Origin of the sequence: Shuttleworthella sp. MSX8B, from assembly GCF_000524295.1 — a bacterium.
GTDB lineage: Bacteria > Bacillota > Clostridia > Lachnospirales > Lachnospiraceae > Shuttleworthia > Shuttleworthia satelles.
In genome coordinates this window covers 37045-59543 of the sequence record NZ_JAQT01000033.1, presented here as the reverse complement: position 1 = coordinate 59543, position 22499 = coordinate 37045, and the positions used below count along the sequence as shown (strand labels likewise).

The 22499-nt window shown below is 53.1% G+C and carries 19 protein-coding genes; 17 read left to right on the top strand and 2 right to left on the bottom strand.

Going from position 1 to position 22499, the window contains the following annotated elements; translation table 11 throughout:
* The first annotated feature begins 58 nt into the window (after positions 1 to 58).
* The 10 genes from HMPREF1508_RS08020 to HMPREF1508_RS07975 all read left to right on the top strand — a co-directional run bounded on the left by HMPREF1508_RS08020 (position 59) and on the right by HMPREF1508_RS07975 (position 10553).
* Complete coding sequence (locus HMPREF1508_RS08020) at positions 59 to 586, top strand: adenine phosphoribosyltransferase (protein ID WP_006905513.1); 528 nt, start codon at positions 59 to 61, stop codon at positions 584 to 586.
* A 44-nt stretch (positions 587 to 630) separates the two neighbouring features.
* Entirely contained in the window at positions 631 to 1326 is a 696-nt protein-coding gene (gene tsaA, locus HMPREF1508_RS08015) for a tRNA (N6-threonylcarbamoyladenosine(37)-N6)-methyltransferase TrmO (RefSeq protein ID WP_044961215.1), read from the top strand.
* A 306-nt stretch (positions 1327 to 1632) separates the two neighbouring features.
* Positions 1633 to 3525 (top strand): OPT family oligopeptide transporter, encoded by a 1893-nt coding sequence (locus tag HMPREF1508_RS08010; protein ID WP_044961055.1) that lies wholly within the window; start codon positions 1633 to 1635, stop codon positions 3523 to 3525.
* Positions 3526 to 3718: 193 nt separating this feature from the next.
* On the top strand, positions 3719 to 4075 hold the full coding sequence (locus tag HMPREF1508_RS08005; protein ID WP_044961053.1) for a PqqD family protein: 357 nt from the start codon (positions 3719 to 3721) through the stop codon (positions 4073 to 4075).
* 4 nt (positions 4076 to 4079) lie between these two features.
* On the top strand, positions 4080 to 5528 hold the full coding sequence (locus HMPREF1508_RS08000) for an aminoacyl-histidine dipeptidase (RefSeq protein WP_044961051.1): 1449 nt from the start codon (positions 4080 to 4082) through the stop codon (positions 5526 to 5528).
* Between the two features lie 413 nt (positions 5529 to 5941).
* Entirely contained in the window at positions 5942 to 6502 is a 561-nt protein-coding gene (locus tag HMPREF1508_RS07995) for a CarD family transcriptional regulator (protein ID WP_044961049.1), read from the top strand.
* Position 6503: 1 nt separating this feature from the next.
* On the top strand, positions 6504 to 8747 hold the full coding sequence (locus HMPREF1508_RS07990; RefSeq protein ID WP_049906945.1) for a Cna B-type domain-containing protein: 2244 nt from the start codon (positions 6504 to 6506) through the stop codon (positions 8745 to 8747).
* 93 nt (positions 8748 to 8840) lie between these two features.
* Complete coding sequence (locus tag HMPREF1508_RS07985; protein ID WP_044961047.1) at positions 8841 to 9179, top strand: DUF3837 family protein; 339 nt, start codon at positions 8841 to 8843, stop codon at positions 9177 to 9179.
* Between the two features lie 170 nt (positions 9180 to 9349).
* Positions 9350 to 10048, top strand: a complete 699-nt coding sequence (locus HMPREF1508_RS07980; protein WP_044961045.1) for a peptidoglycan recognition protein family protein — start codon at positions 9350 to 9352, stop codon at positions 10046 to 10048.
* The gene (locus tag HMPREF1508_RS07975) at positions 10041 to 10553 is read left to right on the top strand and encodes a phosphatase PAP2 family protein (protein WP_044961043.1); all 513 of its coding nucleotides are present in this window, start codon (positions 10041 to 10043) and stop codon (positions 10551 to 10553) included. Before HMPREF1508_RS07980 ends, HMPREF1508_RS07975 begins: the two co-directional genes overlap by 8 nt.
* Positions 10554 to 10823: 270 nt before the next feature.
* Here the strand turns inward: HMPREF1508_RS07975 and guaB are convergent, their stop codons facing one another.
* On the bottom strand, positions 10824 to 12296 hold the full coding sequence (gene guaB / locus HMPREF1508_RS07970; RefSeq protein ID WP_006905501.1) for an IMP dehydrogenase: 1473 nt from the start codon (positions 12294 to 12296) through the stop codon (positions 10824 to 10826).
* A 233-nt stretch (positions 12297 to 12529) separates the two neighbouring features.
* Between guaB and hisA the strand changes: the two genes are divergently transcribed.
* The 7 genes from hisA (at position 12530) to udp (ending at position 21516) form a co-directional block, all read left to right on the top strand.
* Complete coding sequence (gene hisA, locus HMPREF1508_RS07965) at positions 12530 to 13339, top strand: phosphoribosylformimino-5-aminoimidazole carboxamide ribotide isomerase (RefSeq protein WP_044961041.1); 810 nt, start codon at positions 12530 to 12532, stop codon at positions 13337 to 13339.
* 62 nt (positions 13340 to 13401) lie between these two features.
* On the top strand, positions 13402 to 14619 hold the full coding sequence (locus HMPREF1508_RS07960; protein ID WP_044961040.1) for an LL-diaminopimelate aminotransferase: 1218 nt from the start codon (positions 13402 to 13404) through the stop codon (positions 14617 to 14619).
* Entirely contained in the window at positions 14616 to 15548 is a 933-nt protein-coding gene (locus HMPREF1508_RS09730) for a GNAT family N-acetyltransferase (protein WP_049906944.1), read from the top strand. The genes HMPREF1508_RS07960 and HMPREF1508_RS09730 overlap by 4 nt, the downstream gene beginning before the upstream one ends.
* An 80-nt stretch (positions 15549 to 15628) precedes the next feature.
* The gene (locus HMPREF1508_RS07950; protein ID WP_044961038.1) at positions 15629 to 18001 is read left to right on the top strand and encodes a RelA/SpoT family protein; all 2373 of its coding nucleotides are present in this window, start codon (positions 15629 to 15631) and stop codon (positions 17999 to 18001) included.
* Between the two features lie 10 nt (positions 18002 to 18011).
* A complete protein-coding gene (locus HMPREF1508_RS07945; RefSeq protein ID WP_006905496.1) occupies positions 18012 to 18644 on the top strand; it encodes an MBL fold metallo-hydrolase in 633 nt (210 codons plus the stop codon).
* A 176-nt stretch (positions 18645 to 18820) separates the two neighbouring features.
* Positions 18821 to 20722 (top strand): coproporphyrinogen dehydrogenase HemZ, encoded by a 1902-nt coding sequence (hemZ, locus tag HMPREF1508_RS07940; protein ID WP_049906943.1) that lies wholly within the window; start codon positions 18821 to 18823, stop codon positions 20720 to 20722.
* A 14-nt stretch (positions 20723 to 20736) separates the two neighbouring features.
* Complete coding sequence (gene udp, locus HMPREF1508_RS07935; protein ID WP_044961207.1) at positions 20737 to 21516, top strand: uridine phosphorylase; 780 nt, start codon at positions 20737 to 20739, stop codon at positions 21514 to 21516.
* A 44-nt stretch (positions 21517 to 21560) separates the two neighbouring features.
* On the opposite strand, the gene HMPREF1508_RS07930 is transcribed toward udp, so the two are convergent.
* The gene (locus HMPREF1508_RS07930; protein ID WP_044961036.1) at positions 21561 to 22472 is read right to left on the bottom strand and encodes a DMT family transporter; all 912 of its coding nucleotides are present in this window, start codon (positions 22470 to 22472) and stop codon (positions 21561 to 21563) included.
* Positions 22473 to 22499 lie beyond the last annotated feature (27 nt).

Here is a 22499-nt window from a genome sequence, read left to right as displayed (position 1 = left end):
GTTCCTGGCCTGGAGAAAATCGGATCACAGGCGGCGAGATCCAGCGAGGTGAGGACTTATGCGTAAGACGGTTGAAGACTACATTACGACCATTCCGGATTATCCGGAGCCGGGAATTATGTTCCGGGATATCACAAGCGTTCTGCAGGATGCGGAGGGCTTTCATCTGGCGATTGACGAGATGATCAGACTTTTGGATGGTCTGGATTTCGATGTTGTCTGTGGCGCGGAGTCCCGCGGCTTTGTCTTTGGGGCTCCCATCGCCTACGCATTGGGGAAGCCTTTTGTCCTTGTGCGCAAGGCGGGAAAGCTGCCCCGCGAGACGGTCAGGCAGTCCTATGAACTGGAGTACGGACAGGCGACGGTTGAGATGCACACCGACTCTATCCGGCCGGGTCAGAGGGTCGTTCTGGTGGATGATCTGATTGCCACCGGAGGTACCATTGAGGCCTCGGCGAAACTGGTGGAACGCCTGGGAGGTCAGGTGAGCAAGATTATCTTCCTCATGGAACTGGCAGGCCTTAAGGGGCGCGAACGTCTGGCCAGGTATGATGTGGATTCTGTCGTTATATATCCGGGTAAGTAAGTTCCGGAAAAGGGAATCAGATTCGGAATCATCGTCAGATGGATATGAAACTCAGACAAATTGCCCATATTGAAAATGGATTTGCCGACAAATTTGGCATTCCCCGACAGGCTGGCCTTCTGGAACATGCTGTCAGCCGTCTGGTCTTTGAAGCAAAATTTCGCAACGAGGCTGCTCTGCGCGGAATCGAGGGATACGATTATCTCTGGCTGCTATGGGGCTTCTCTGCGAATCGCAGGAGACCCTGGACCGCTACGGTCAAGCCTCCCCGTCTGGGGGGACATCGGCGTATGGGTGTCTTCGCAACCCGTTCTCCCTATCGCCCGAATCCCATTGGCCTCTCATCTGTGCGTCTGATCGGGACGGAGAGGGGACGGGAGGGGGTATGTCTGCTCTTGCAGGGGGCAGATCTTATGAACGGAACACCTATCTATGACATCAAACCTTACCTGGCTTATGCCGATGCGCATCCCAAAGCGGCAGGCGGATTTACAGATCACCTGGTCTGGGAAGAGCTGTCTGTGGACTTCCCGGAGGATATGGCCAAAGAGGCAGGGGTCGCCCATGAGGCCTACCTGGCTATGATTGAGATTCTGCGGCAGGATCCAAGACCTGCTTATGACAGAGATAAGAAGAGGGAGTTTCGTCTGGCATATGGAGGATTTGACCTGACCTTTCGGGTGGAACATCGTAATTTATATGTACTTAATGTCAATTCTGCAGCTACTTTTGCGACCTGATGGGGAGAAGTCATATAAAATCTCTAAAGCTGGAGATATAAAATACAAAATTCGTAAAACTCAGGTTATCGCTTTGTAAATAATGATTGCAAAATGGAGGGGAAAAAACTAAAATACTGTATTAAGAACAGCATGAGAGCAGGACAGGCACTTTGAAATTCAAAGTGCACTTTTATTTATCTGAGTGCTTTATTTCTGCGAAGTGTAGAAGATTATTGATTTAGCGCGGGGAAACGGCAGAGAAATAAGAAGAGCATCTGTCGATTCATGCGGTTCGACGACACAATTGGAAAAGGAGTTAAGAAAATGAGTGAACCAAAACCGGCTTTTAAGCCCTTCGTCTCAGCGGATGAGAATCCACCTGAGCTGACCGTCACCTCTATTGTCATCGGTATTCTGATGGCCATTCTCTTTGGCGCAGCCAATGCATATCTGGGACTGCGCGTGGGAATGACCGTGTCCGCGTCTATTCCGGCGGCCGTTATCTCTATGGGTGTGATCCGCTTCATTCTCCGCAAGGACTCGATCCTGGAGAATAATATGGTTCAGACTATCGGCTCTGCCGGTGAGTCTGTAGCGGCAGGAGCGATCTTTACCCTGCCTGCCATCTTCCTCTGGGCCAAGGAAGGAGTAACAACAGCACCCTCTCTTCTGACCATTGCAGTGATCGCCGCGATCGGCGGATCCCTGGGAGTCTTCTTTATGATCCCGCTCCGCGAAGCCTTGATTGTCAAGGAGCACGGTACACTTCCTTATCCTGAAGGCTCTGCCTGTGCAGATGTCCTGGAAGCGGGAGAGACGGGAGGCGCCAAGGCCGTAACGGTTTTCTCCGGTCTCGGAATTGCTGCCATCTACAAGCTCATTGCCGACGGCTTTGTGCTCTTCCCCAGTGAAGTGTCCTGGGAGATCAAAGGCTATAAGGGAGCTGGTTTCGGCGCAGATGTTCTTCCGGCTCTTTTGGGTGTCGGCTATATCTGCGGACCCAAGGTCTCCTCTTATATCACAGCTGGCGGTATGCTGGCCTGGTTCGTGATTATGCCTCTGATCGCTCTCTTTGGAGCCAGTGTTGCCAGTCCGATTTTCCCTGCAACCAAGATAGTGTCAGAGATGGGGCCGGACGCCATCTGGTCCAACTATGTTAAGTATATCGGCGCAGGTGCTGTTGCCGCCGGCGGTATTATGAGCCTGATCAAGTCCCTGCCCCTGATTGTCAAAACCTTCCGCGATGCGGTCAAGGGAATCGGAGTCAAGGCAGGTGAGATCAACCGTCAGAACAAGGACATCAGTATGAAGGTTGTCATCGGCTCTATTGTGGTTCTTGCCATCCTCATGGTGGTGATTCCAGCCATTCCCCTGAATCCGATCGGGGCGATTATCGTCATCATATTCGGTTTCTTCTTCGCTACGGTCTCTTCCCGTATGGTTGGTCTGATCGGATCTTCCAACAATCCGGTATCCGGTATGACCATCGCGACCCTGCTTCTGGCGACTTCTGTCCTGAAGGCAACAGGCAATATCGGTACACAGGGTATGATTGCGGCGATTGCGATTGGTTCCATCATCTGTATTTCAACAGCCATCGCAGGCGATACCTCACAGGATCTGAAGACCGGTTATATTGTCGGAGCAACTCCCTACCGCCAGCAGATTGGTGAGCTGATTGGTGTGTTTGCGTCAGCAGTGGCTGTCGGCGGCGTCCTCTACCTGCTCAACAGCGCGTGGGGTTACGGCGGAAAGGAACTTCCCGCTCCCCAGGCAACTCTGATGAAGCTGGTTGTCGAGGGCGTTATGAACGGCAATCTGCCCTGGGCTCTGGTATTCACCGGCGTCTTCATTGCTATTATTGTTGAGATTTTGGGGATCCCCGTTCTGGCCTTTGCTGTAGGTCTCTATCTGCCGATCTACCTGTCAATTCCCATGATGGTCGGCGGACTGGTGCGTCTTTACTTTGACAAGAAGAAGATGGACGAGGCAGAGCGCAAGGACAAGGTGGAGAATGGCCTGCTCTACTCCTCTGGTCTGATCGCTGGTGAGGGAATCATTGGAATTCTCCTGGCGTTTCTTGCGGTGTTCAATGTCAAGCTTGATATTTCAAAGACCTTCTCTCTGGGGAGAATCGGCGGTGTTGTGTTCTTTGCGCTGTTAACGGTAACTCTGGTGCTCTTCGTCAACCGTAAGCCGAAGAGTGCGATCAAGTAAGAATATGTCCAAGTAAATGGAACTTTTCGTCTATGGCATCCGGTGTTACACATGGCCGGGTGCCATAATTCATTCACGACGGTCGGCCATTCAGGAAGCCTGTATCACGCTTCCTGTGTCAATCGGGCATAGCAAATCCCTTTATGGGATGCGGGTATTCACAGGGCGTATATTTGATTGTCAAGGAGGTCAGATGGCAAAGCAGAAAGAGAATTTCCTGGATTATTATCCCCGGCGCAACGCCAATGTGGACTGGCGCCAAAAGGGAAATGCGGTCGAGGTCGATATGGTGCATAAGGGAATCAGCCACTGGATCGCCCAGAGGTTTTTTCGAAGACCCCGTGTCAGTCATATCAGATTGGACGATTTCGGATCATTTATCTGGCTGCAGATGGATGGATCCAGGAGTGTACAGGAGATTGGGCAGGCGGTGAAGGAGAGGTTTGGACAGAAGGCAGAGCCTCTCTACGAACGCCTGTGTCAATATATCAAGACCCTGCACAGAGAGGGCTTTATTGTCTACGAGAATAAGATTAAGAAGAGAGGATAAGATCATGGCAAGAGTATTGCGCGGCTTAGCTGAAAATAAGGTGTTTGACTATTTTGAGGATCTGACGCAAATTCCCCGTCCCTCCTATCAGGAGAAAGCGGTCAGTGACTACCTGGTTGCCTTTGCCAAAGAGCATGGTTTTGAGTATTACCAGGACCAGTATTACAATGTCATTATAATCAAGGAGGCATCTGAGGGTTACGAGGATGTCAGCCCTATCATCCTGCAGGGGCATATGGATATGGTCTGCGAGAAGACGCATGACTGCCCTAAGGACATGGAAAAGGAGGGCCTGGATCTTTATCTTGACGACGATTTCATTCGGGCCAAGGGAACGACTCTGGGAGGCGATGACGGAATTGCCGTGGCATATGCTCTGGCAATTCTGGATGACGACAGCTTAAAACACCCCCGTCTGGAATTCGTCTGCACAACGGCAGAGGAGACCGGTATGGATGGTGCCTTTGGGATTGACGTCTCTATGCTGAAGGGGCATAAACTCCTGAATATCGACTCTGAGGAAGAAGGTGTGATCTTAGCTTCCTGCGCCGGCGGATGCAAGGCGGAGATTCACATGGATACGGAGCGTGCGCAGGCTGCGGGCGAGTGCCTTGCCCTGAAGCTGACCGGTCTGACCGGCGGTCATTCCGGTGTGGAGATTCATAAGGGGAGAGCCAACGGTATCCACCTGCTGGCACGCGTTCTGCTGGCAGCTTCCAAGAAGATGGAGCTGCGCCTGATCACGATGAGCGGCGGTTCCAAGAACAATGCGATCCCCAACCGGGCTGCGGCTCAGGTTCTGATTCCTGCAGGCCAGCAGGCTGCTTTTGCCGCCCTCGTCGAAGAGCAAATCAAGGGTGCACAGAGTGAGTATATAGTCACGGATCCCGATCTTACGGCAAATGTCTGTGAAAGCGATTCCTCTCTTGCCCCATTGACTCTTGCCGCCAGTAAAAGGGTTCTGGCTCTGATCCTGGCAGAACCCAACGGCGTACAGCGCATGTCTACAGATATTGAGGGATTGACAGAGACTTCTTTGAATCTTGGAATTTGCGATCTGGATGAGAAGGGGCTCTATATGAATTATGCGGTGCGTACCAGTGTGGCGTCTGCCTTGGAGCCCCTGACAGACAAGATGGTTTTGATCGCTCAGTCGCTGGGAGCCAGGGCGGACATCAGCGGCAGGTATCCCGCCTGGGAATATGTCAGGGAGTCTGCTCTGCGTCAGGATATGGCATCCATCTACAGGGAGATGTTCGGCGAAGAGCTGAAGATAGAGGCGATTCACGCCGGCGTGGAGTGCGGTATTCTGGCCGGTAAGATCGACCATCTGGACGCCATCTCCATGGGACCCAATATCTATGATATCCATACGCCTCAGGAACACTTGTCCATTTCTTCATCGAAGCGCATGTATGACTTCATTGTCCGTGTGATTGCCTGCAGAGATTGAGTCATAAAATCGCATTTAGCACTGGGCCGAAGAAAAAATTTATTTTTCGGCTCAGTTTTTTTGCGCTCTCGGCATTTCTGGCAAAGAGAGGGGAAAATCAGAAGGCAATCAGAAGAATTTATCAGGAATGACACAAAAGCCGATTCAGATGTTATAATGCAATCAGGTTTATTTTTTAAGTATCAAATGGCTGGTTGCAGATGCGCCAAAGAGGGGAGCGGTCTGTGACTTTGCATTTGACAGCCCCAGACAGCAGGATGTCCCTTGTGGACATCTCATTGTTGTGAATCAAAAGATTCATGACAGTGGAATACTCGCAAAGCCTGTATTCCATTGTTTGGTTGGGGTTATCTGTTCACATTGTAAGGTGTTTTCTTGGCGCGGTGACTGCGCCCGCGAGAAAGCCGGTAAAAATGAAACGATACTGTGTCGATGATTTTCTGGTTCATGAGGCGAGCGGGGTATGCCAGGTCAAGGCCATCATTCGGCAGGATCTGATGGGTACGGGGACAGAACGGGAGTATTATGACCTGAATCCTGTTTTTGAAAATCGAAGTCACGTTATTACCCCGGTAGAGAGTAACAGACAGAGGGTTCGGTCGGTATCCAGTCAGCGGACCATGAAGGAGATTTTTTCCAGGCTGGCGGATCTGGAATTGATCGAAATTAAAGGAGATCGGCAGAGGGCGGAGTATTACAGGCAGATTCTTCTGAACCAGGATCCGATGGAGATGGCACGGCTGATCAAGACGATTTACTATCGCAATCACATGCGGATTGCGCAGGGAAAGAAGACCATGTCCCAGGATGAGCGAACGATGTCCGCAGCAAAGAAGAAACTTTTTGATGAGATGGCTTTCATATTGAAGGATAGCCAGGAGGCACTGGAGATAAAATTTTGTGAGATACTGGATCGGGATGATCCTTCCAGAGAGCTGATGGATAAGCGCAAGACGCGCAAGAGGAGGATATAAGATGAATCTTACGCGAAGAGGGGATGCGGCGGAGAAAAAAAGAGGATTGCCCGGAAGAATGTTTTTCTTTCTTCTGCTTTTCGGGCTGACCATCGGGGTCATGTCGACGAGAGCCATGGCGGACGGAGGGGCGACCGGGGAGATCTATCTCAACGGGCAGAGCGGAAATGACGCAAAAGACGGAAAGACGAAGGCCAATGCTGTCAAGACATTCGCGAGGGCAAAAGAGCTTGCGGCTGCCGATCAGACCATCAAGATAATTTGGGTGTCCGGGACGACAGGCGTTTCGGGAGAAGTCAGTCTCAGCGGTACCAAGGCCGTGCTGAAGAGAGAGCAGGACTTCAAGGGAAACCTCCTCTCGGTGGACAACAAGGCGAGCTTCAAAGATATTACCATAGACGGGAATCGGGAGAATGCCAATGCGACAGAGGCTCTTGTCAGGGTATCCGGACAACTGGATATCAAGGAGGGAACCCTGATCCAGAATAACAAGCTGACGCAGCTGGGATATTTTCAGGCTATGGGCGGAGGTATCGATGTAGAGAGTGGAACCGTCAACATGACTGGAGGCACCATTCGGAATAATTCAGCTAATTTTGGAGGCGGCGTTTTCGTCAATTACGGAAGCTTTCATTTTTCGGGAGGAACGATTGAGGAGAATCATGCCGTGAGCGGAACGGAGCCCGGAGAGGGCGGTTTCGCGTCTGGCGGCGGGATCTGTGTCTTTGACGGGGCCAGCCTGGAACTGACGGACAAGGCTGTTATTCGAAACAATGTCTCTGATGAGCTCGGAGGAGGAATTTCAGTCGGCACCGGTGTCGCCAGCAACGGAAGCGATAAGTTAAATATGACGGGAGGCAGTGTCATCGGCAATTCCGCGGGCTCTGCAGGCGGCGGAATTTATGTGCAGGCCGGACCGATCGGAAAGCAGGGGGTTGCGACCATCTCCGCCGGAGAAATCAAAGACAATAAGATGACAGCCAGCGGAAGAGGCAACAACTCATTTGGAGGAGCCGGGATCTATGTCAATGGCTATCCGAGCATATACACAGGCTTCCAAAACGGGGAGCTTCATCTGACTGACGCCCTGGTGACGGAAAACACAGCCAAGCTCGAAGGCGGCGGTTACGCGGGCTGCCCCAGCTCTGAGACGCACATTTATGTGAATGATGGAGCCGCATTCTACGCCAACAGCGCCAAAGGCGGAAGGGAAATTTATATCCTGGCCAGCAATGATTATGGGGTACATAGCGGAAATCCCCGCTATACGATAGCGAATACCATGCTGGGCGCAGTTCCCTACCGCTGGCAGTATGACGATGGCAAAGAAGTCCCTCTGTCTAGGCTGGATGGACAGCTGGACGCGGCAAAGGGAGAAAGCCTCTCCTTAAATACAAAGGAGCGCGGTAATGCGGATACGATGGCCCGTGCCAGGGTTCGGATTACAGGGAACAGCTCAATGACAAGAGGGGGCGGAATCGGCAGCAACGGTACAGTATTCATCGGGACAGAGGAAAAGACCAGCGTCTCCGCAGAGAAGAAGTGGAATGATCATAACAGCGCGAGCCGGCCGCATCAGGTTCAGCTGGAGCTCTACCGTCTTGATTCCGACGGGAAAGAAACCTATATTGGCTACCAGCTGATTCAGGCGGACGCAAGCGGTCAATGGAAGACAACATTTAACAATCTCCTGAAGTTGGATCCGCAGGGCAAGCCCTATCGGTACTCCGTCAAGGAGAGGAATGTTGAGGGATATGTATCTCAGCTGAGCGGAACGCAGGAGAGCGGATATATCATTACCAATTCCAGCACAAGAACGGTCCTGGTCAAAAAGACCTGGGTTGGTCCGGAGGGAAGCTCTGTGAGAGTTCGTCTCTATGCCAACGGGGTGGAACAGGACTCAGTCCTTTTAAATGCCGCAAACAACTGGCGGCATGAGTTTACGAATCTTCCCTGCTACAAGAGTGATAATGGGTCGGAAATTCTCTATACGATTTCTGAAGACAAGGTCGAGGGATATCAAACGGCGATCAGCGGTGATGCCGAGAAGGGATTTGAGATCACAAATACCAAGGATACACCCAATACTCCGAATGAACCCAAGACACCGCCCGAGCAACCGAAGAAACCGATCCCGTCAGTCAAGACAGGGGATCAGGCAGATTTTCTCCTGTTCGGAGCTATGATCCTTATTGCCGCGGCGGGAATGGCCGGGCTGACCTACGGGAAAAAGCGGAACAGATGAGTACTTGACGCCTTATTTCGTCTGTCTTGCCTCAGAAACAGTGGAAGCTGTTTCTGAGGCTTTTTATAGGCGTCCAAAGAAGGGAGGAGACGGATGGTGCCACTGTTGACAAAACAGGCAGTTGATCTGAAGGTAAGGCGGCAGTTCTCTGTCATCGTGGGAAACTACGAGTTCTATTATGCCCTGGGTCTGTATTCCGTCGGTCACCCGGAAGTGGATCTGAAGGGAAATATGAGTCCCAGAGAACTGAAGGATGCCCTGATGAAGGAACTGGATCCGCAGGAATTTCTTCCGGCGAATGATCCGGACAAGTACCTCTGTTTTTTGCTTCATCGCTATCGGGTAGAGGATGACGCGCATGATCAGGTCATGGAGGGACTTTTTGAGTGGGCAAAAAGCGGAGTCAACCCCTTTCCGCCGGACGCAAAGTAAGCCGTACAGGCAGATGCAAAATAATCCGCGCGCTGTGCATACAGGTGCAAAATAATCCGTGCGCTGTGCATACAGGTGCAAAATAAACTGTGCCTACAGGGCATATGTTCTGCGATGACCTTTCGGGCAAAATTAAGAATGCCGGGGTTTGAAATCGATATAATAGAGCTATGAATCAGACGACGTCACAGAAAAGATATCAAAGGGGAAATCAGGCGAAAAGAAGGCAGAGCAGAAGAAAGCGGGTCTTTCTTCTGGCGGCGGTCCTTGTCGCTCTGCTTTTGCTTTGGCTGGATCCTCTTAGCCTGCGTTCTCATAAGATCAGGCCTCAGCTTCCTGACTCCGCCCGGCCAGAGATGGCTGTGGAATTGCTTACAGTGAATCCGAACAGCAGACCGGGGAAGAAGTTGGGTAAGGTAAAAGGCATTGTTGTACATTATACGGCGAATCCGGGGTCTTCGGCTATGGACAACCGGAACTATTTTGAGGGGCTTAAGGATTCTCATGTCACCCAGGCCAGCGCTCATTTTATTGTCGGGCTGAAAGGGGAGATCGTCCAGTGTATTCCGACCTCAGAAATTGCCTATGCCTCGAATCAGAGAAATGGGGATACCATTGCAATTGAAGTATGCCATCCGGACGCGTCCGGGAAGTTCAACCGCAAGACCTATGATTCCCTTGTGCGGCTGACGGCCTATCTGATGGCGCGCTTTGATCTGGACACGGATCAGGTCATCCGCCACTATGATGTGACAGGGAAACTCTGTCCCAAGTATTTTGTCGAACATCCGGATGCCTGGAAGCAGTTCAAGACAGACTTAAACACCTATATCAAAGAGAATGCGATCAAGGAGAAGAGCGATGACTGAAGAAATCTACAGGGATATTCTGAATAAAATTCGCTCATACGCCGAGGGCCCTCAAATCGTGGATTATGCCATGCGCACCATAACCCATGCCGCAATTGTGGGCTATGTGGCTATGCTTGGGGTCTTCCTCTTAAACAAGCAATATCATGCTCTCTATGAGAATATTCTGGTGACAGGGGTCGCCTTTGCGGTTGTCAGCCTCTTGAGAAAGAAAATCGGAGCCAAAAGGCCCTATGAGACCATGAAGTTTGAGCCGATTGCAGACAGAAAGGGAGGAGGAGACTCCTTTCCGAGCAGACATGTCTTCTCGATTTTTATCATCGCTGTGGCCATGCTGAAGCAGAATATCTGGCTGGGTCTTCTCTTCCTGATCATGGGTCTGTTCCTTGCGGTTCTCAGGGTAATAGCAGGTCTTCACTATCCCAGGGATGTGATTGCCGGAGCCCTGATCGGGATCATTTCAGGCGGCCTGGGGTTTTTCCTGATCTTCCCCGGCCGGATATAATCGAAGGCCGTCCTATATATGACGAATCAATATTCGAGTTATAAGACAAAACGCCCCGACAGCCAGTCCGATGGATTATAAAATCGATTTCTTCTGTGGAATGTTTTTTCACGGATTTAACAGAAAAAGGAGCGAGGCAGCTGCGGCTGTCTCGCTCCTAAAGAGTCAATATAAATCTGATTTTCACGGTTTATCCTCCTCAAGCCCTTGACTGACAGGAGCTTGAGGGGGATTTATCGACACATTTTGTCCGACAGATAACGCAGGAAATTAAAGGTTATCGTCTATGGTGTAGTTGGGAGCCTCCTTGGTGATGTGGATATCGTGAGGGTGAGATTCCTTGAGGGAGGCAGAGGAGATCTTGACGAACTTGCCCCGCTCCTGGAGCTCCGGGATCGTGGGAGTACCGCAGTAGCCCATACCGGAGCGGATGCCGCCGATCATCTGGAAGATTGTATCCTCGACGGAACCCTTGTAGGCGACTCGGCCCTCGACGCCCTCAGGAACCAGCTTCTTGGCGCCCTCCTGAAAATAGCGATCCTTAGAACCGTTCTCCATTGCTGCAATAGATCCCATACCGCGGTAGACCTTGAACTTGCGCCCCTGATAGAGTTCATACTCGCCCGGAGCCTCGTCGCAGCCGGCGAAGAGGGAACCCATCATGCAGACATTACCGCCGGCGGCAAGGGCCTTGACCATATCGCCGGAGAACTTGATGCCGCCGTCAGCAATGACCGGGACGCCGTAGTCCTTGGCGACAGCGTAACAGTCCATGATTGCTGACACCTGGGGAACGCCGATACCGGCGACAACGCGGGTGGTACAGATCGATCCGGGTCCGATGCCGCACTTTACGGCGTCCGCGCCCGCTTCGATCAAGGCTCTGGCGGCGTCGCCGGTTGCGATGTTGCCGGCGATGACCTGGAGGTCAGGATGGGCGGCTTTGATCTTCTTAACCGCCTCAATGATATTCTTGGAGTGGCCGTGGGCGGAGTCAACGACGATGCAGTCGACATGGGCGGCGATCAGAGCTTCGACTCGTTCCATCATGTTGCCCGTAATGCCGACTCCGGCGCCGCAGAGAAGACGCCCCTGCTCGTCCTTGGCTGCGTTGGGGTACTTGATCTGTTTCTCAATGTCCTTGATGGTAATCAGTCCGCGGAGGTTGAAGTGATCATCGACAATGGGCAGCTTCTCCTTGCGGGCCTTGCCTAAGATTTCCTTGGCTTCTGCCAGGGTGACGCCGACTTTGGCGGTAATCAGCTGGTCGCCGGTGGTCATGACCTCGGAGATTTTCTTGGTGAAGTCCTCTTCAAACTTGAGATCACGGTTGGTGATGATTCCAATCAGCTTGCCGGTCTTGCCGTCCTCGGTGATTGGGACGCCGGAAATGCGATATTTTCCCATCAGGGCATCAGCATCAGCCAGGGTGTGATCCGGGGTCAGGGCGAAGGGCTCGGTGATGACGCCGTTCTCTGACCTCTTCACCTTGTCTACCTCTTCGGCCTGTTGGGCGATGGACATGTTTTTGTGGATAATACCGATTCCGCCTTGACGGGCCATGGCAATCGCCATGCGGTGTTCGGTCACCGTATCCATGGCCGCGCTCATCATGGGGATATTAAGACTGATCTTTTTGGTGAGCCTGGTCTGAAGATTAATCAGGTTTGGTGTTACTTCTGAGTATTGAGGCACCAGTAAGACATCATCAAATGTAATGCTTTCACCAATAATTGTACCCATGTACTGTCCTCTCTTTCTGCTGACCTCTGCCTGTGTTTTTAGTCAATTATACTATCAAAATCGCGGGGGTGGGTCAATGAATCACATTCGGGTGTGAAGGTGTTGAATCACATGGGTCAGATTTGTGTGTGAATTGCATTTGGTAAAGTCAGGCGGGAGAGCTTTGAATTTACTTGTCCCCTTAAATTTGCTAATCTAAGACCCGAGAGTTTTGTCGGCAAAGAGGAGGAGAGATGCGGTTTCGCCCCTGTATTGATATTCATAACGGAAAGGTCAAGCAGATTGTCGGATCCTCCCTGCAGGATCAAGGGGACAGGGCCTGTGAGAACTATGTCTCTGACAGGTCGGCGGCGGATTACGCCCGGCTCTATCAGAGGGATCATTTGACGGGCGGACATATCATCCTGTTAAATGCCCGTGACTCCGATTATTTTGAGCAGACGAGGCAGGAGGCGCTGGCCGCTCTGGCAGCCTATCCCGGCGGGCTGCAGATCGGCGGCGGCATCACCGCGGATAATGCCGGGGTCTATCTGGATGCCGGAGCTTCCCACGTGATTGTGACCTCTTATGTCTTTGAGAGGGGACAGGTCAATTATGACCGGCTCAGGGACCTTGTGGAGACAGTCGGCAGGGAACACCTGGTCTTAGATCTGTCCTGTCGCAAGAGAAAAGGCCGCTATTATGTGACCACTGATCGCTGGCAGACTCTGACGGAGGAGCCGGTGGAAGAGAAACTCTTGAATCATTTGGCAGATTACTGTGACGAATTTCTAATTCACGCCGCGGATGTGGAGGGCATGCAGACCGGACCCGCAGAGGATTTGCTAAAGCTTCTGGCGGGCTGGAAAGGGATCCCCGTCACCTACGCCGGTGGGATTCACAGCTATGGGGATATCGAGAACATAGGAAGAATCGGACAGGGAAGGGTTGATTTTACAGTGGGATCCGCACTGGACCTCTTTGGAGGAAAGCTGTCATACGAGAGGGTTAGAGAATATCGCATGCCATCCCCTGATATACCCGGTCGGGTACCAAGAGGATAGGGCAAGGGCAGATGATCTGATGAAAACCCATTGATACCGTAAAGATGAATATGAGGTGAAATATGTACAAGATTAACAGCAATTTTCAGAAGCTGCCCGGAAGCTATCTCTTTTCGGACATTGCCCGGAAGGTGGCGGCCTTCGCAGAGGCCAATCCCCAGGCGGATATCATTCGCCTGGGAATCGGGGATGTGACCCGCCCTCTGACTCCGACAATCATTAAGGCCATGCACGATGCCGTCGATGAGATGGGAACGGAAGAGGGATTCCACGGTTACGCGCCGGATCTGGGCTATGACTTCCTGCGCGATGCCATTGCCGGAGAATACAAGGACAGAGGCGTCGACGTCTCTGCCGATGAAATCTTCGTGTCGGACGGGGCCAAGTCGGACTCCGCAGCCATTCAGGAGCTCTTTTCCCAGGACACCCGCATCGCCGTCACGGATCCTGTCTATCCGGTCTACGTGGATTCCAATGTCATGGCTGGCCGCTGCGGGAACTGGGATGCGAAGAAAGAGCAGTGGAGCGATATTATTTATCTGCCCGTGACGGCGGAAAATGATTTTGTCCCGGAATTCCCAAGTCAGATTCCCGATGTGGTCTATCTCTGTCTGCCCAATAATCCGACCGGGACCACACTGACAAAGGATCAACTGCAGGACTGGGTAGACTGGGCCAACAGAAATGGAGTTCTCATCATTTTTGACGCCGCCTACGAGGCTTATATTGCCCAGCCGGATGTTCCGCATTCGATCTATGAGTGCCGGGGGGCAAGAGCCTGTGCCATTGAGCTGCGCTCTTTCTCGAAAAACGCGGGATTTACCGGAGTGCGTCTGGGATTCACAGTTCTTCCCAGGGATATTGTACAGGGGGGAATCAGTCTTCACGACATGTGGGCCCGCCGCCATGGAACCAAATTCAATGGCGCTCCCTATATCACCCAGCGGGCCGGCCAGGCGGTCTATTCCGATCAGGGGCAGAGGGAGATTCGCGAGCTGGTCGCCTACTATATGAAGAATGCGAAGATCATCCACGATGGTCTGGCAGAGGCGGGCTTTGAGGTATACGGGGGGATCAATGCCCCCTACATCTGGCTCAAGGCGCCCGGCAATATGACCTCCTGGGATTTCTTTGACTACCTTCTGAGGGAGGTGAACATCGTCGGCACACCGGGATCCGGTTTCGGCCCCTCCGGGGAGCACTACTTCCGCCTGACCGCTTTCGGCAGCTATGAGAATACCCTTCGCGCGGTAGAGCGCATCGGGAAGATGAAGGTATGAAGAGAGAACAATTGATCATCGCAATGGACTTTGACCGAAACGAGGATCCGACCATGGACGATTTTCTGATTCGGTGCGGTCACCTGCCCTTGCATCCTGAGGAGGCCTTCTTTGAGGTCTCCTCTTGCATATCAAAGGGGGGAGTTGATCTTGCGATCTGCAGACAAGAGGCCAGTATCCTGGCGATGCGGGAGGTGAAAATTCCGGTCATCGGCGTCGCGTCGGAGGGAGAAGACCTGTCCGCGGACCTGGTCCTATGTAGTTTTGAGGCCCTGGAGGAAGAGGATATTCTCAGAAGCTATCGCAGGGGGATGGGAATTCCGGATGAGATCATAAGAACCAGGCGATTGATCATTCGGGAGATGGTTCCCTCCGATTACCCGGCCCTGCTTCGCCTGTACCGAAGCCTTGAAGCAAAAGAGCATATGGAAGCGCAAAAGACCGGCGGAGGGATGGAAGACTTCATAGAGCCTCTGGGCGGCCGCAGGGCAACGGAAAAGCTGATTCAAACCTATTGGGATTATCTCTATCCCCTCTGTGGGATGGGAGGATTTCTGCTGATTGACAGAGAAGTTAAGAAGAGGGATGGCGGCAGGAGGGATGCGGACAAACAGGAAAGAGCTGAGCAGGAGGGGGAGAGAGTTGTCGGAAGAATTGACCTCAAGCCAACCGATCGTTGCGGGGAGGGCCAGGCAGAGGTCGGTTATCTGATTGACGCGTCCTGCCGTCGCAGAGGATATGCTAAAGAAGCTCTGGAGGGTATTTGTCAATACGCGCGGGAGAAATTGCGGCTGAGGGAACTTGTCGCGCATGTCCACCCGGATAATTTGCCCTCACAGCGCCTGCTTGAGAAACTTAACTTTGTCAGGGAGGAGAGGGGGCCCTTCGGAGGGGAGAATGAGGGAGATCATTGGCATTTGTCCCTTTGATCTTCTATAATAATGGACATCTATAGGGATCTGCGTCGGAGGAGTCCGGCGCGGTTTACTCTTGTGAGAGGAGTCGGTCTATGGCGGACATGACGCATTTGGAATCCAGAGAGCAGCTGGAACAAATCGAGAAGAAGATCCTGCGTACGCAGGCGGCCCGCGTCATCGCCACGGATGACTTCGTGGATCCGGAGGTGATCTACAGAGAGCTTGTGGCCCGGATTAACCGATATCATCCCAATACAGATATCTCCATGATTGAGAAGGCCTATGGGATTGCCCGTCAGGCCCACAAGGATCAGAAGCGCAAGTCCGGTGAACCCTATATTATTCATCCTTTGTCTGTAGCACTGATCTTAGCGGATCTGGAGCTGGACAAGGAGACCATCGTCGGAGGTCTTCTACACGATGTCGTAGAAGATACGGTCATGAGTCTGGATGACGTCCGCAGGGAGTTCAGCGATGAGATCGCCCTTTTGGTGGATGGGGTCACCAAGCTGGGACAGCTGTCCTATGATGCCGATAAGGTGGAGATTCAGGCGGAGAATCTGCGGAAGATGTTCCTGGCCATGTCCAAGGATATCCGTGTCCTTCTGATTAAGCTGGCGGATCGCCTGCACAATATGCGCACTCTAAAGTTCATGACGCCCGCCAAGCAAAAGGAGAAGGCCCGCGAGACCATGGAGATATACGCTCCTCTGGCGCAGCGGCTGGGTATCAGCAAGGTGAAGGTCGAGCTGGACGACCTGGCGCTCAAGTTCCTGGAACCGGATGCCTACTATGATCTTCTGGAGCAGCTGAACCAGCGTGAGAGCGAGAGAAGCGAGTACATTCAGTCCCTGGCGGACCTGGTGACAAGGCAGATTGACGCGGCGGGGATTAAGGCCAAGATCTACGGGAGAGCCAAGCATTTATTCTCCATCTACAAGAAGATGGTCAATCAGCATAAGACGCTGGATCAGATCTATGATCTTTTCGCGGTCCGCATTATTGTCGATGACTTAAAGGACTGCTATGCCTCTTTGGGGATTATTCACGAGCACTACACACCAATCCCCGGCCGCTTTAAGGACTATATTGCCATGCCCAAGCCCAATATGTACCAGTCCCTGCATACGACGGTCATCGGGCCCAAGGGGCAGCCTTTTGAGATTCAGATCCGCACCTGGGAGATGCACAGGATCTCTGAGTACGGTATTGCCGCTCACTGGAAATACAAGGAGTCCGGAGAGGGGGCCACGACCAATCAGGAGGAACAGAAGCTGTCCTGGCTCAGGCAGATCCTGGAGTGGCAGCAGGATATGACGGACAATAAGGAATTTGTCTCTCTGATCAAGAGCGACTTAAACCTCTTCTCCGACACGGTCTACTGCTTCACGCCGACCGGTGATGTCAAGAACCTGCCTGCGGGATCGACCCCGGTCGACTTCGCCTACTCAATTCACTCGGCTGTCGGGAATCGGATGGTGGGAGCCAAGGTCAACGGTAAGCTGGTGCCGATCGATTACGGCATCCAAAACGGCGACCGAATTGAGATCATCACCTCTCAGAATTCCAGGGGGCCCAGCCGCGACTGGGTCAAGCTGGTCAAATCCTCCCAGGCCAGGAATAAAATCAATCAGTGGTTTCGAGCCCAGTCCAAGGATGAGGATATCCAGCGGGGCAAGGAGCTTCTCATGGCTTACGCGAAGAGCCATGACATTGATTTCAATGCCATTAACCGGCCGGAATACCAGCAGAAAGTACTTCGCCGCTTCGGCTTCCACGATTGGAACAATGCTCTGGCCACGGTGGGACACGGAGGGCTCAAGGAGGGACAGGTGATCAACCGTCTTCTTGAGAACTACCGCAAGGATCATCCCAGAATTCTGACCGATGAGGATATCTTAGCCTCGGTCAAGCCGCAGACCCCTGCGGATGGAGACCTGCCGGAGGGGGCTTCCGGCTCGGTTCACGAGCACCCGGAGAATACGCAGACCAGGCATCATAAGAGCGGGATCGTGGTCAAGGGACTGCATGATGTTTCCGTCCGCTTCTCCAAGTGCTGCAGTCCGGTGCCGGGCGATGAGATCGTCGGCTATATTACCCGGGGAAGAGGCATTTCCATCCACCGGACCGACTGCGTCAATATGATCAACCTGCCGGACATGGAGAAAAACCGCCTGATTGAAGCGGAATGGGAGGACGGCTGGTCTAATCCCAGCGGCAAGCTCTATGACACGGTCATTAAGATCTACGCCAACAACCGGGTGGGAATTCTGGTGGATCTGTCCAGGGTCTTTTCCGGGGCGGATATTGATATCGAGCAGCTGCACTCCAATACCTCCAGGCAGGGGGTGGCGACCATCACAATCCAGTTCAAGGTTCACGGCAAGGAGGAGCTTCGCAATCTGACGGAGAAGCTGCGGCAGATTGAGTCTGTTGTGGACATCGAGCGGACGACGGGAGGCTGAGGGAAGAGATATGCTGATTCAACAATTTGTCGTCGGCCCTGTAGAGACCAATTGTTATATCATTCATAAAGAAGGAGAAAAAGAGGCCCTGATTATCGATCCCGGTGCGGCCGGAAGGCAGCTTGCGGAGCATCTGAGAAAGGAAGGACTGCGGCTTGCTGCGGTTCTTTTAACCCACGGGCACGCCGATCATGCCGGGGGAATCGAGGATCTGCTGAGGGAGCTTAAGGACCGGGTGCCGGTGATCGCCTATGAGGGAGAGAAGAGGACTCTGGCCGATCCCAATTACAATCTTTCTTCCTGGATCCTGTCTCATAGTCAGGTCTTTCACGCCGACCTCTTTATGAGAGACGGGGAGGAGAAAGACCTGGCCGGTCTGCATTTTCGTCTCCTGGCTACGCCCGGGCACACAGAGGGCGGCTGCTGTTTCTATTTTCCCTATGAAAATGTTCTCTTTTCCGGGGACAGTCTCTTTGCGGGTTCTCTGGGGAGAACAGATTTTCCGGGAGGGTCTGTGGCTCTTTTGGTCAGGAGCGTAAAAGAAAAGCTGATGACCCTGCCTGAGGGCACTCGCGTTTTGCCCGGACACGAGGGAGAGACGACGATCGGGGAGGAGAGAGTGAATAATCCATATCTGCTGTAAAAATATAAGACAGTACAGAATTGTTTGGAGATCTTTGCGTGTATGGAATCAGAGTGACTGTAAATCGACAGCTGCCAAAGATTGTATAAGGGTCTCAGCCCTATGCGGTTGGACATGTGTATGGAAGGGACGCAGAGACAGAAGAGGGAAAGCATGATAGAGGATAGGCTTATCTTATGATCTATGTCCGGTTGAATACCAGCGGTTTTGAATACGATATTTATAACCTGGTTCGGTCCTTTCTCCCGGGGGCCAAGCTGGGTTTTCTCTATCCGAGAGATCTGGCGCACAGCTTAGAGGGAGGAAAGACAGCGGCGGAGGCCCTGAAAGGCTATCGTCTGCAGAGGGCGGATGCCGAGGAGAAGCTGGCTTATTGGGAGGAAAAAGTCGCAGAGAGACAGGGCTCTCAGCAGAAGAGAACAGCCGCCGATCCTGTCTCAAGAGGAGCAAGGGGAGCATGGACAGAGGAGAAGGGGCATGCCAATCATCATGAGAGAAGCCCTGAGGCCCTGCAGGAGAAGCTGTCAAGGGCTCAAGAGAAGCTGCAGAAGACTCTGGAGAGACAGCCTGCCTCTGTGCTTTTCGTCGATATCCGCGAGGACAGGATCCGCATTCGCTGGGAAGCTGACGGCAAAGAGGCGGAGAAAATGATGAGGGAATTGGCCCTGGCCGATGAAAGGGGACTTCCCGCGGACCCTGCCCTGTCCGTTCTTTGGTCAGCGAATTCCGGCCAGGTCTGTGAGGAGACGCTGTCTTCTGTTGTAAAGGAAAGACCAGAGGCTATGCCCTGTGCCGGGGAGAGAGACATTCTCCTTCGCCGCGAGCAGAAAAACGTCCTGAAGCGATTGATCTATCTGGCCCTGTCTGAGGATCTGGGGAAAAATCTGCCCTGGGGAACGCTCTCGGGGATTCGGCCGACCAAGATTCTCCTGGGCAAACTGGCCTCCGGCGCCTCAGAGGAAGAGGCGGCTCTCTGGATGAAGGAGACCTACATGGTCTCTGACGCGAAGCTTGCGACCTGTATGGAGATCGTCCGCAGGGAGCGCAAGGTTTTAAGAAGGATCCACACAGGAGGGATGGGAGGAGCAGAAGACGGGAGGAAGGGCTACAGTCTCTATCTGAATATTCCCTTTTGTCCCTCTACCTGTCTCTACTGCTCCTTTACCTCTTATCCGGAGGGAAAATATGCCGCTCTGATGCCGGACTATGTGTCGGCTCTTGAGAGGGAGATCGACTATGTGCGAGAAGACTTTCAGGAGGAAAAGAAGAGAGTACTTGACAGTATTTACATCGGGGGAGGAACGCCAACCTCTCTTCCGGCAGAGCTTTTGGATCGCCTGCTGACCTGTATTGAGTCGAGGCTGGATACCAGTCAGCTCAAGGAGTGGACCATTGAGGCCGGACGGCCGGACTCCATCACGGAGGCCAGGCTGGACGCGATAAGAGGGCATGGGGTGACCCGGATTAGCATTAACCCCCAGACCATGAAGGATGGGACATTAAGGCTGATCGGCCGCCATCACACATCGGAGCAGATTCGAATGGCCTACAGCCTGGCCCGGTCTAAGGGCTTTGATGATATTAATATGGACCTCATCATTGGTTTGCCGGGGGAGAGCAGGGCAGACGTCGAGCGGACCTTACAGGAGATTGCGGCCATGGGGCCTGAGAATCTGACGATCCACTCCCTCGCCCTAAAGAGGACGGCCCGTCTGAACCTGCGCTGGGAGGAGTACGCAAAGTATGTTATGGAATCCTCCGATGAACTGATGGCATTGGCAGCCTCCTATGCAAAAAAAATGGGATTATCTCCCTACTATCTCTACCGACAGAAGAACATCGCCGGCAATCAGGAGAATGTGGGTTATGCCAAAGAGGGTTATGAGGGCATTTATAATATCGCTATTATGGAGGAACAGCAGGATATCGTGGCCCTGGGCTGCGCGGCTGATTCCAAGAAAATCCTGGCAAATGGGAAAACCGACCGCTGTGAGAATGTCAAGAATGTGGAGGAGTACATCGCCCGGGTAGATCAGATGATCGAGCGGAAGAGAAGACTTTTCTTTGAGGAGGATTGAGAGAGGAGCAGGATATGCGCTACGCGAAGGATCCAAACAAGCAGTATCACATAGGGGTTGGAGCAGAGGAGATCGGACCCTATGTTATTCTGCCGGGAGATCCCGGTCGATGTGAACAGATTGCGGGCTATCTGGAGGATGGCGTCAGGGTCGGACAGAACCGGGAATTTACCACATATACGGGTAAGCTCAAGGGAGTTAAGGTCTCCGTGACGTCCACAGGAATCGGCGGCCCGTCTGCCGCGATTGCCATGGAGGAGCTGGTCATGGCGGGAGCCCATACCTTCATCCGGGTCGGAACCTGCGGCGGAATGCAGGAGGAGATCCTGGGGGGAGATTTGATTGTGGCGACAGGAGCTGTCCGAATGGAAGGATGCAGCAGAGAATACGCCCCTATCGAGTATCCGGCGGTGGCCGACTTCACCCTGCTCTGCGCGCTGCGGTCCGCCGCTGAGAAAATGGGAGTCAGATACCACACGGGCGTGGTCGAGTGCAAGGATTCCTTCTATGGACAGCACTCCCCCCAGAAGAGCCCGGTCTCCTATGAGCTGCTGGATAAATGGGAGGCCTGGAAGCGGCTTGGATGTCTGGCAAGCGAGATGGAATCGGCCGCTCTCTACACAGTAGCCCAGGCCCTTGGGGTCCGGGTGGCCTCGGTTCTTCTTGTTATGGCCAACCAGGAGCGGGAGAAGGCAGGGCTTTCCAATCCCGTCGTTTATGACACCGACCTGGCTGCGCGCTGTGCCACAGAGGCACTGCAAACGGTAATTGCAGAGGACAGGAAGCGTCTGTAAAGGAAGTCCGGCAAGCACTGCTGCTTGCCGGACTTCCTTCTCACTTATGCCTGTTTGGGACGATAAGAGATGCAGATCATCATAATCAGGATGAGTAAGAAGCCAAGGCCATCCCAGAGGCTGAAGGGCGTTTGAAAGAAAATCCCTGTGACGACAGCCGCCGTGACGGGTTCTGAGAAGGCATAGAGAGCGGCGGGTACGGGGCCGATCCGGTTCAGGCCGGTCATGTAGAGGGAAAAGGCGGCGACATTGCCGACCAAAACGACGAAGGCAATCCCCAAATATCCAATCGGATTTGGCCGGTAAGGGGTATGCCAGGGCTGAAAGATCAGGGCCATGACAATACCGCCCCAGAAGAAGGCCCAGGCCTGCATGATGGCGACCGGGTACTTCTTGAGGATGGATTTTCCGACCAGGTTGTAAACGGCGATTCCGATGGCAGAGCCGATACCGGCGGCAAGAGCAAGGGGAGAGACTCTGAGTTCTCCGGGTCTTCCGTGACTGACAATGGAGAGAACGCCCAGGAAGGCAAAACAGATCGCGATCAGCTCTAAGCGATGAGGTCTGCGCCGGGACAAAAGGCAGACCAGAAGCAGGGTCAGGCCGGGGGAGAGATCCTGCAGGATCGTTCCCATGCTGGCAGATGAGAGCTGAATGCAGAGGAAGTAGAGGAACTGGCAGAGGGCAACGCCCGGGATCCCGTAGACCAGGGTTAAAAGGGCGTCCCTGCGGTTGGTAAAGGGCTGCCAGCTTTTCCTTGGCCCGTACTTGACCAGGCAGTAGGTCAGCATGATCAGTCCCGCCAGAAAGAGGCGGATGGGGACCAGCCAGGGAGTCTGCATTTTCTGATACGTGAAGAGATACTGCCCCATAGAACCGGAGAGACCCCAGCAGATACCGGAGGCGACGGCAGAAAAAGCGCCGAGGAGTTTTTGGTTGATCTTTGGATTTGTCATGTATTTCATTATATCGTAGGAAAAGCT

What these genes read in the sequence shown, in the direction of transcription:
- guaB (WP_006905501.1), bottom strand. Translation starts at nt 12,296, where the DNA reads ATGGGTACAATTATTGGTGAAAGCATTACATTTGATGATGTCTTACTG.
- HMPREF1508_RS07985 (WP_044961047.1), top strand. Translation starts at nt 8,841, where the DNA reads ATGGTGCCACTGTTGACAAAACAGGCAGTTGATCTGAAGGTAAGGCGG.
- HMPREF1508_RS08020 (WP_006905513.1), top strand. Translation starts at nt 59, where the DNA reads ATGCGTAAGACGGTTGAAGACTACATTACGACCATTCCGGATTATCCG.
- udp (WP_044961207.1), top strand. Translation starts at nt 20,737, where the DNA reads ATGCGCTACGCGAAGGATCCAAACAAGCAGTATCACATAGGGGTTGGA.
- HMPREF1508_RS09730 (WP_049906944.1), top strand. Translation starts at nt 14,616, where the DNA reads ATGAAGAGAGAACAATTGATCATCGCAATGGACTTTGACCGAAACGAG.
- tsaA (WP_044961215.1), top strand. Translation starts at nt 631, where the DNA reads ATGAAACTCAGACAAATTGCCCATATTGAAAATGGATTTGCCGACAAA.
- hemZ (WP_049906943.1), top strand. Translation starts at nt 18,821, where the DNA reads ATGATCTATGTCCGGTTGAATACCAGCGGTTTTGAATACGATATTTAT.
- HMPREF1508_RS07930 (WP_044961036.1), bottom strand. Translation starts at nt 22,472, where the DNA reads ATGACAAATCCAAAGATCAACCAAAAACTCCTCGGCGCTTTTTCTGCC.
- HMPREF1508_RS07975 (WP_044961043.1), top strand. Translation starts at nt 10,041, where the DNA reads ATGACTGAAGAAATCTACAGGGATATTCTGAATAAAATTCGCTCATAC.
- HMPREF1508_RS08010 (WP_044961055.1), top strand. Translation starts at nt 1,633, where the DNA reads ATGAGTGAACCAAAACCGGCTTTTAAGCCCTTCGTCTCAGCGGATGAG.
- HMPREF1508_RS07945 (WP_006905496.1), top strand. Translation starts at nt 18,012, where the DNA reads ATGCTGATTCAACAATTTGTCGTCGGCCCTGTAGAGACCAATTGTTAT.
- HMPREF1508_RS07990 (WP_049906945.1), top strand. Translation starts at nt 6,504, where the DNA reads ATGAATCTTACGCGAAGAGGGGATGCGGCGGAGAAAAAAAGAGGATTG.
- HMPREF1508_RS07980 (WP_044961045.1), top strand. Translation starts at nt 9,350, where the DNA reads ATGAATCAGACGACGTCACAGAAAAGATATCAAAGGGGAAATCAGGCG.
- HMPREF1508_RS07950 (WP_044961038.1), top strand. Translation starts at nt 15,629, where the DNA reads ATGGCGGACATGACGCATTTGGAATCCAGAGAGCAGCTGGAACAAATC.
- HMPREF1508_RS08000 (WP_044961051.1), top strand. Translation starts at nt 4,080, where the DNA reads ATGGCAAGAGTATTGCGCGGCTTAGCTGAAAATAAGGTGTTTGACTAT.
- HMPREF1508_RS07995 (WP_044961049.1), top strand. Translation starts at nt 5,942, where the DNA reads ATGAAACGATACTGTGTCGATGATTTTCTGGTTCATGAGGCGAGCGGG.
- HMPREF1508_RS08005 (WP_044961053.1), top strand. Translation starts at nt 3,719, where the DNA reads ATGGCAAAGCAGAAAGAGAATTTCCTGGATTATTATCCCCGGCGCAAC.
- HMPREF1508_RS07960 (WP_044961040.1), top strand. Translation starts at nt 13,402, where the DNA reads ATGTACAAGATTAACAGCAATTTTCAGAAGCTGCCCGGAAGCTATCTC.
- hisA (WP_044961041.1), top strand. Translation starts at nt 12,530, where the DNA reads ATGCGGTTTCGCCCCTGTATTGATATTCATAACGGAAAGGTCAAGCAG.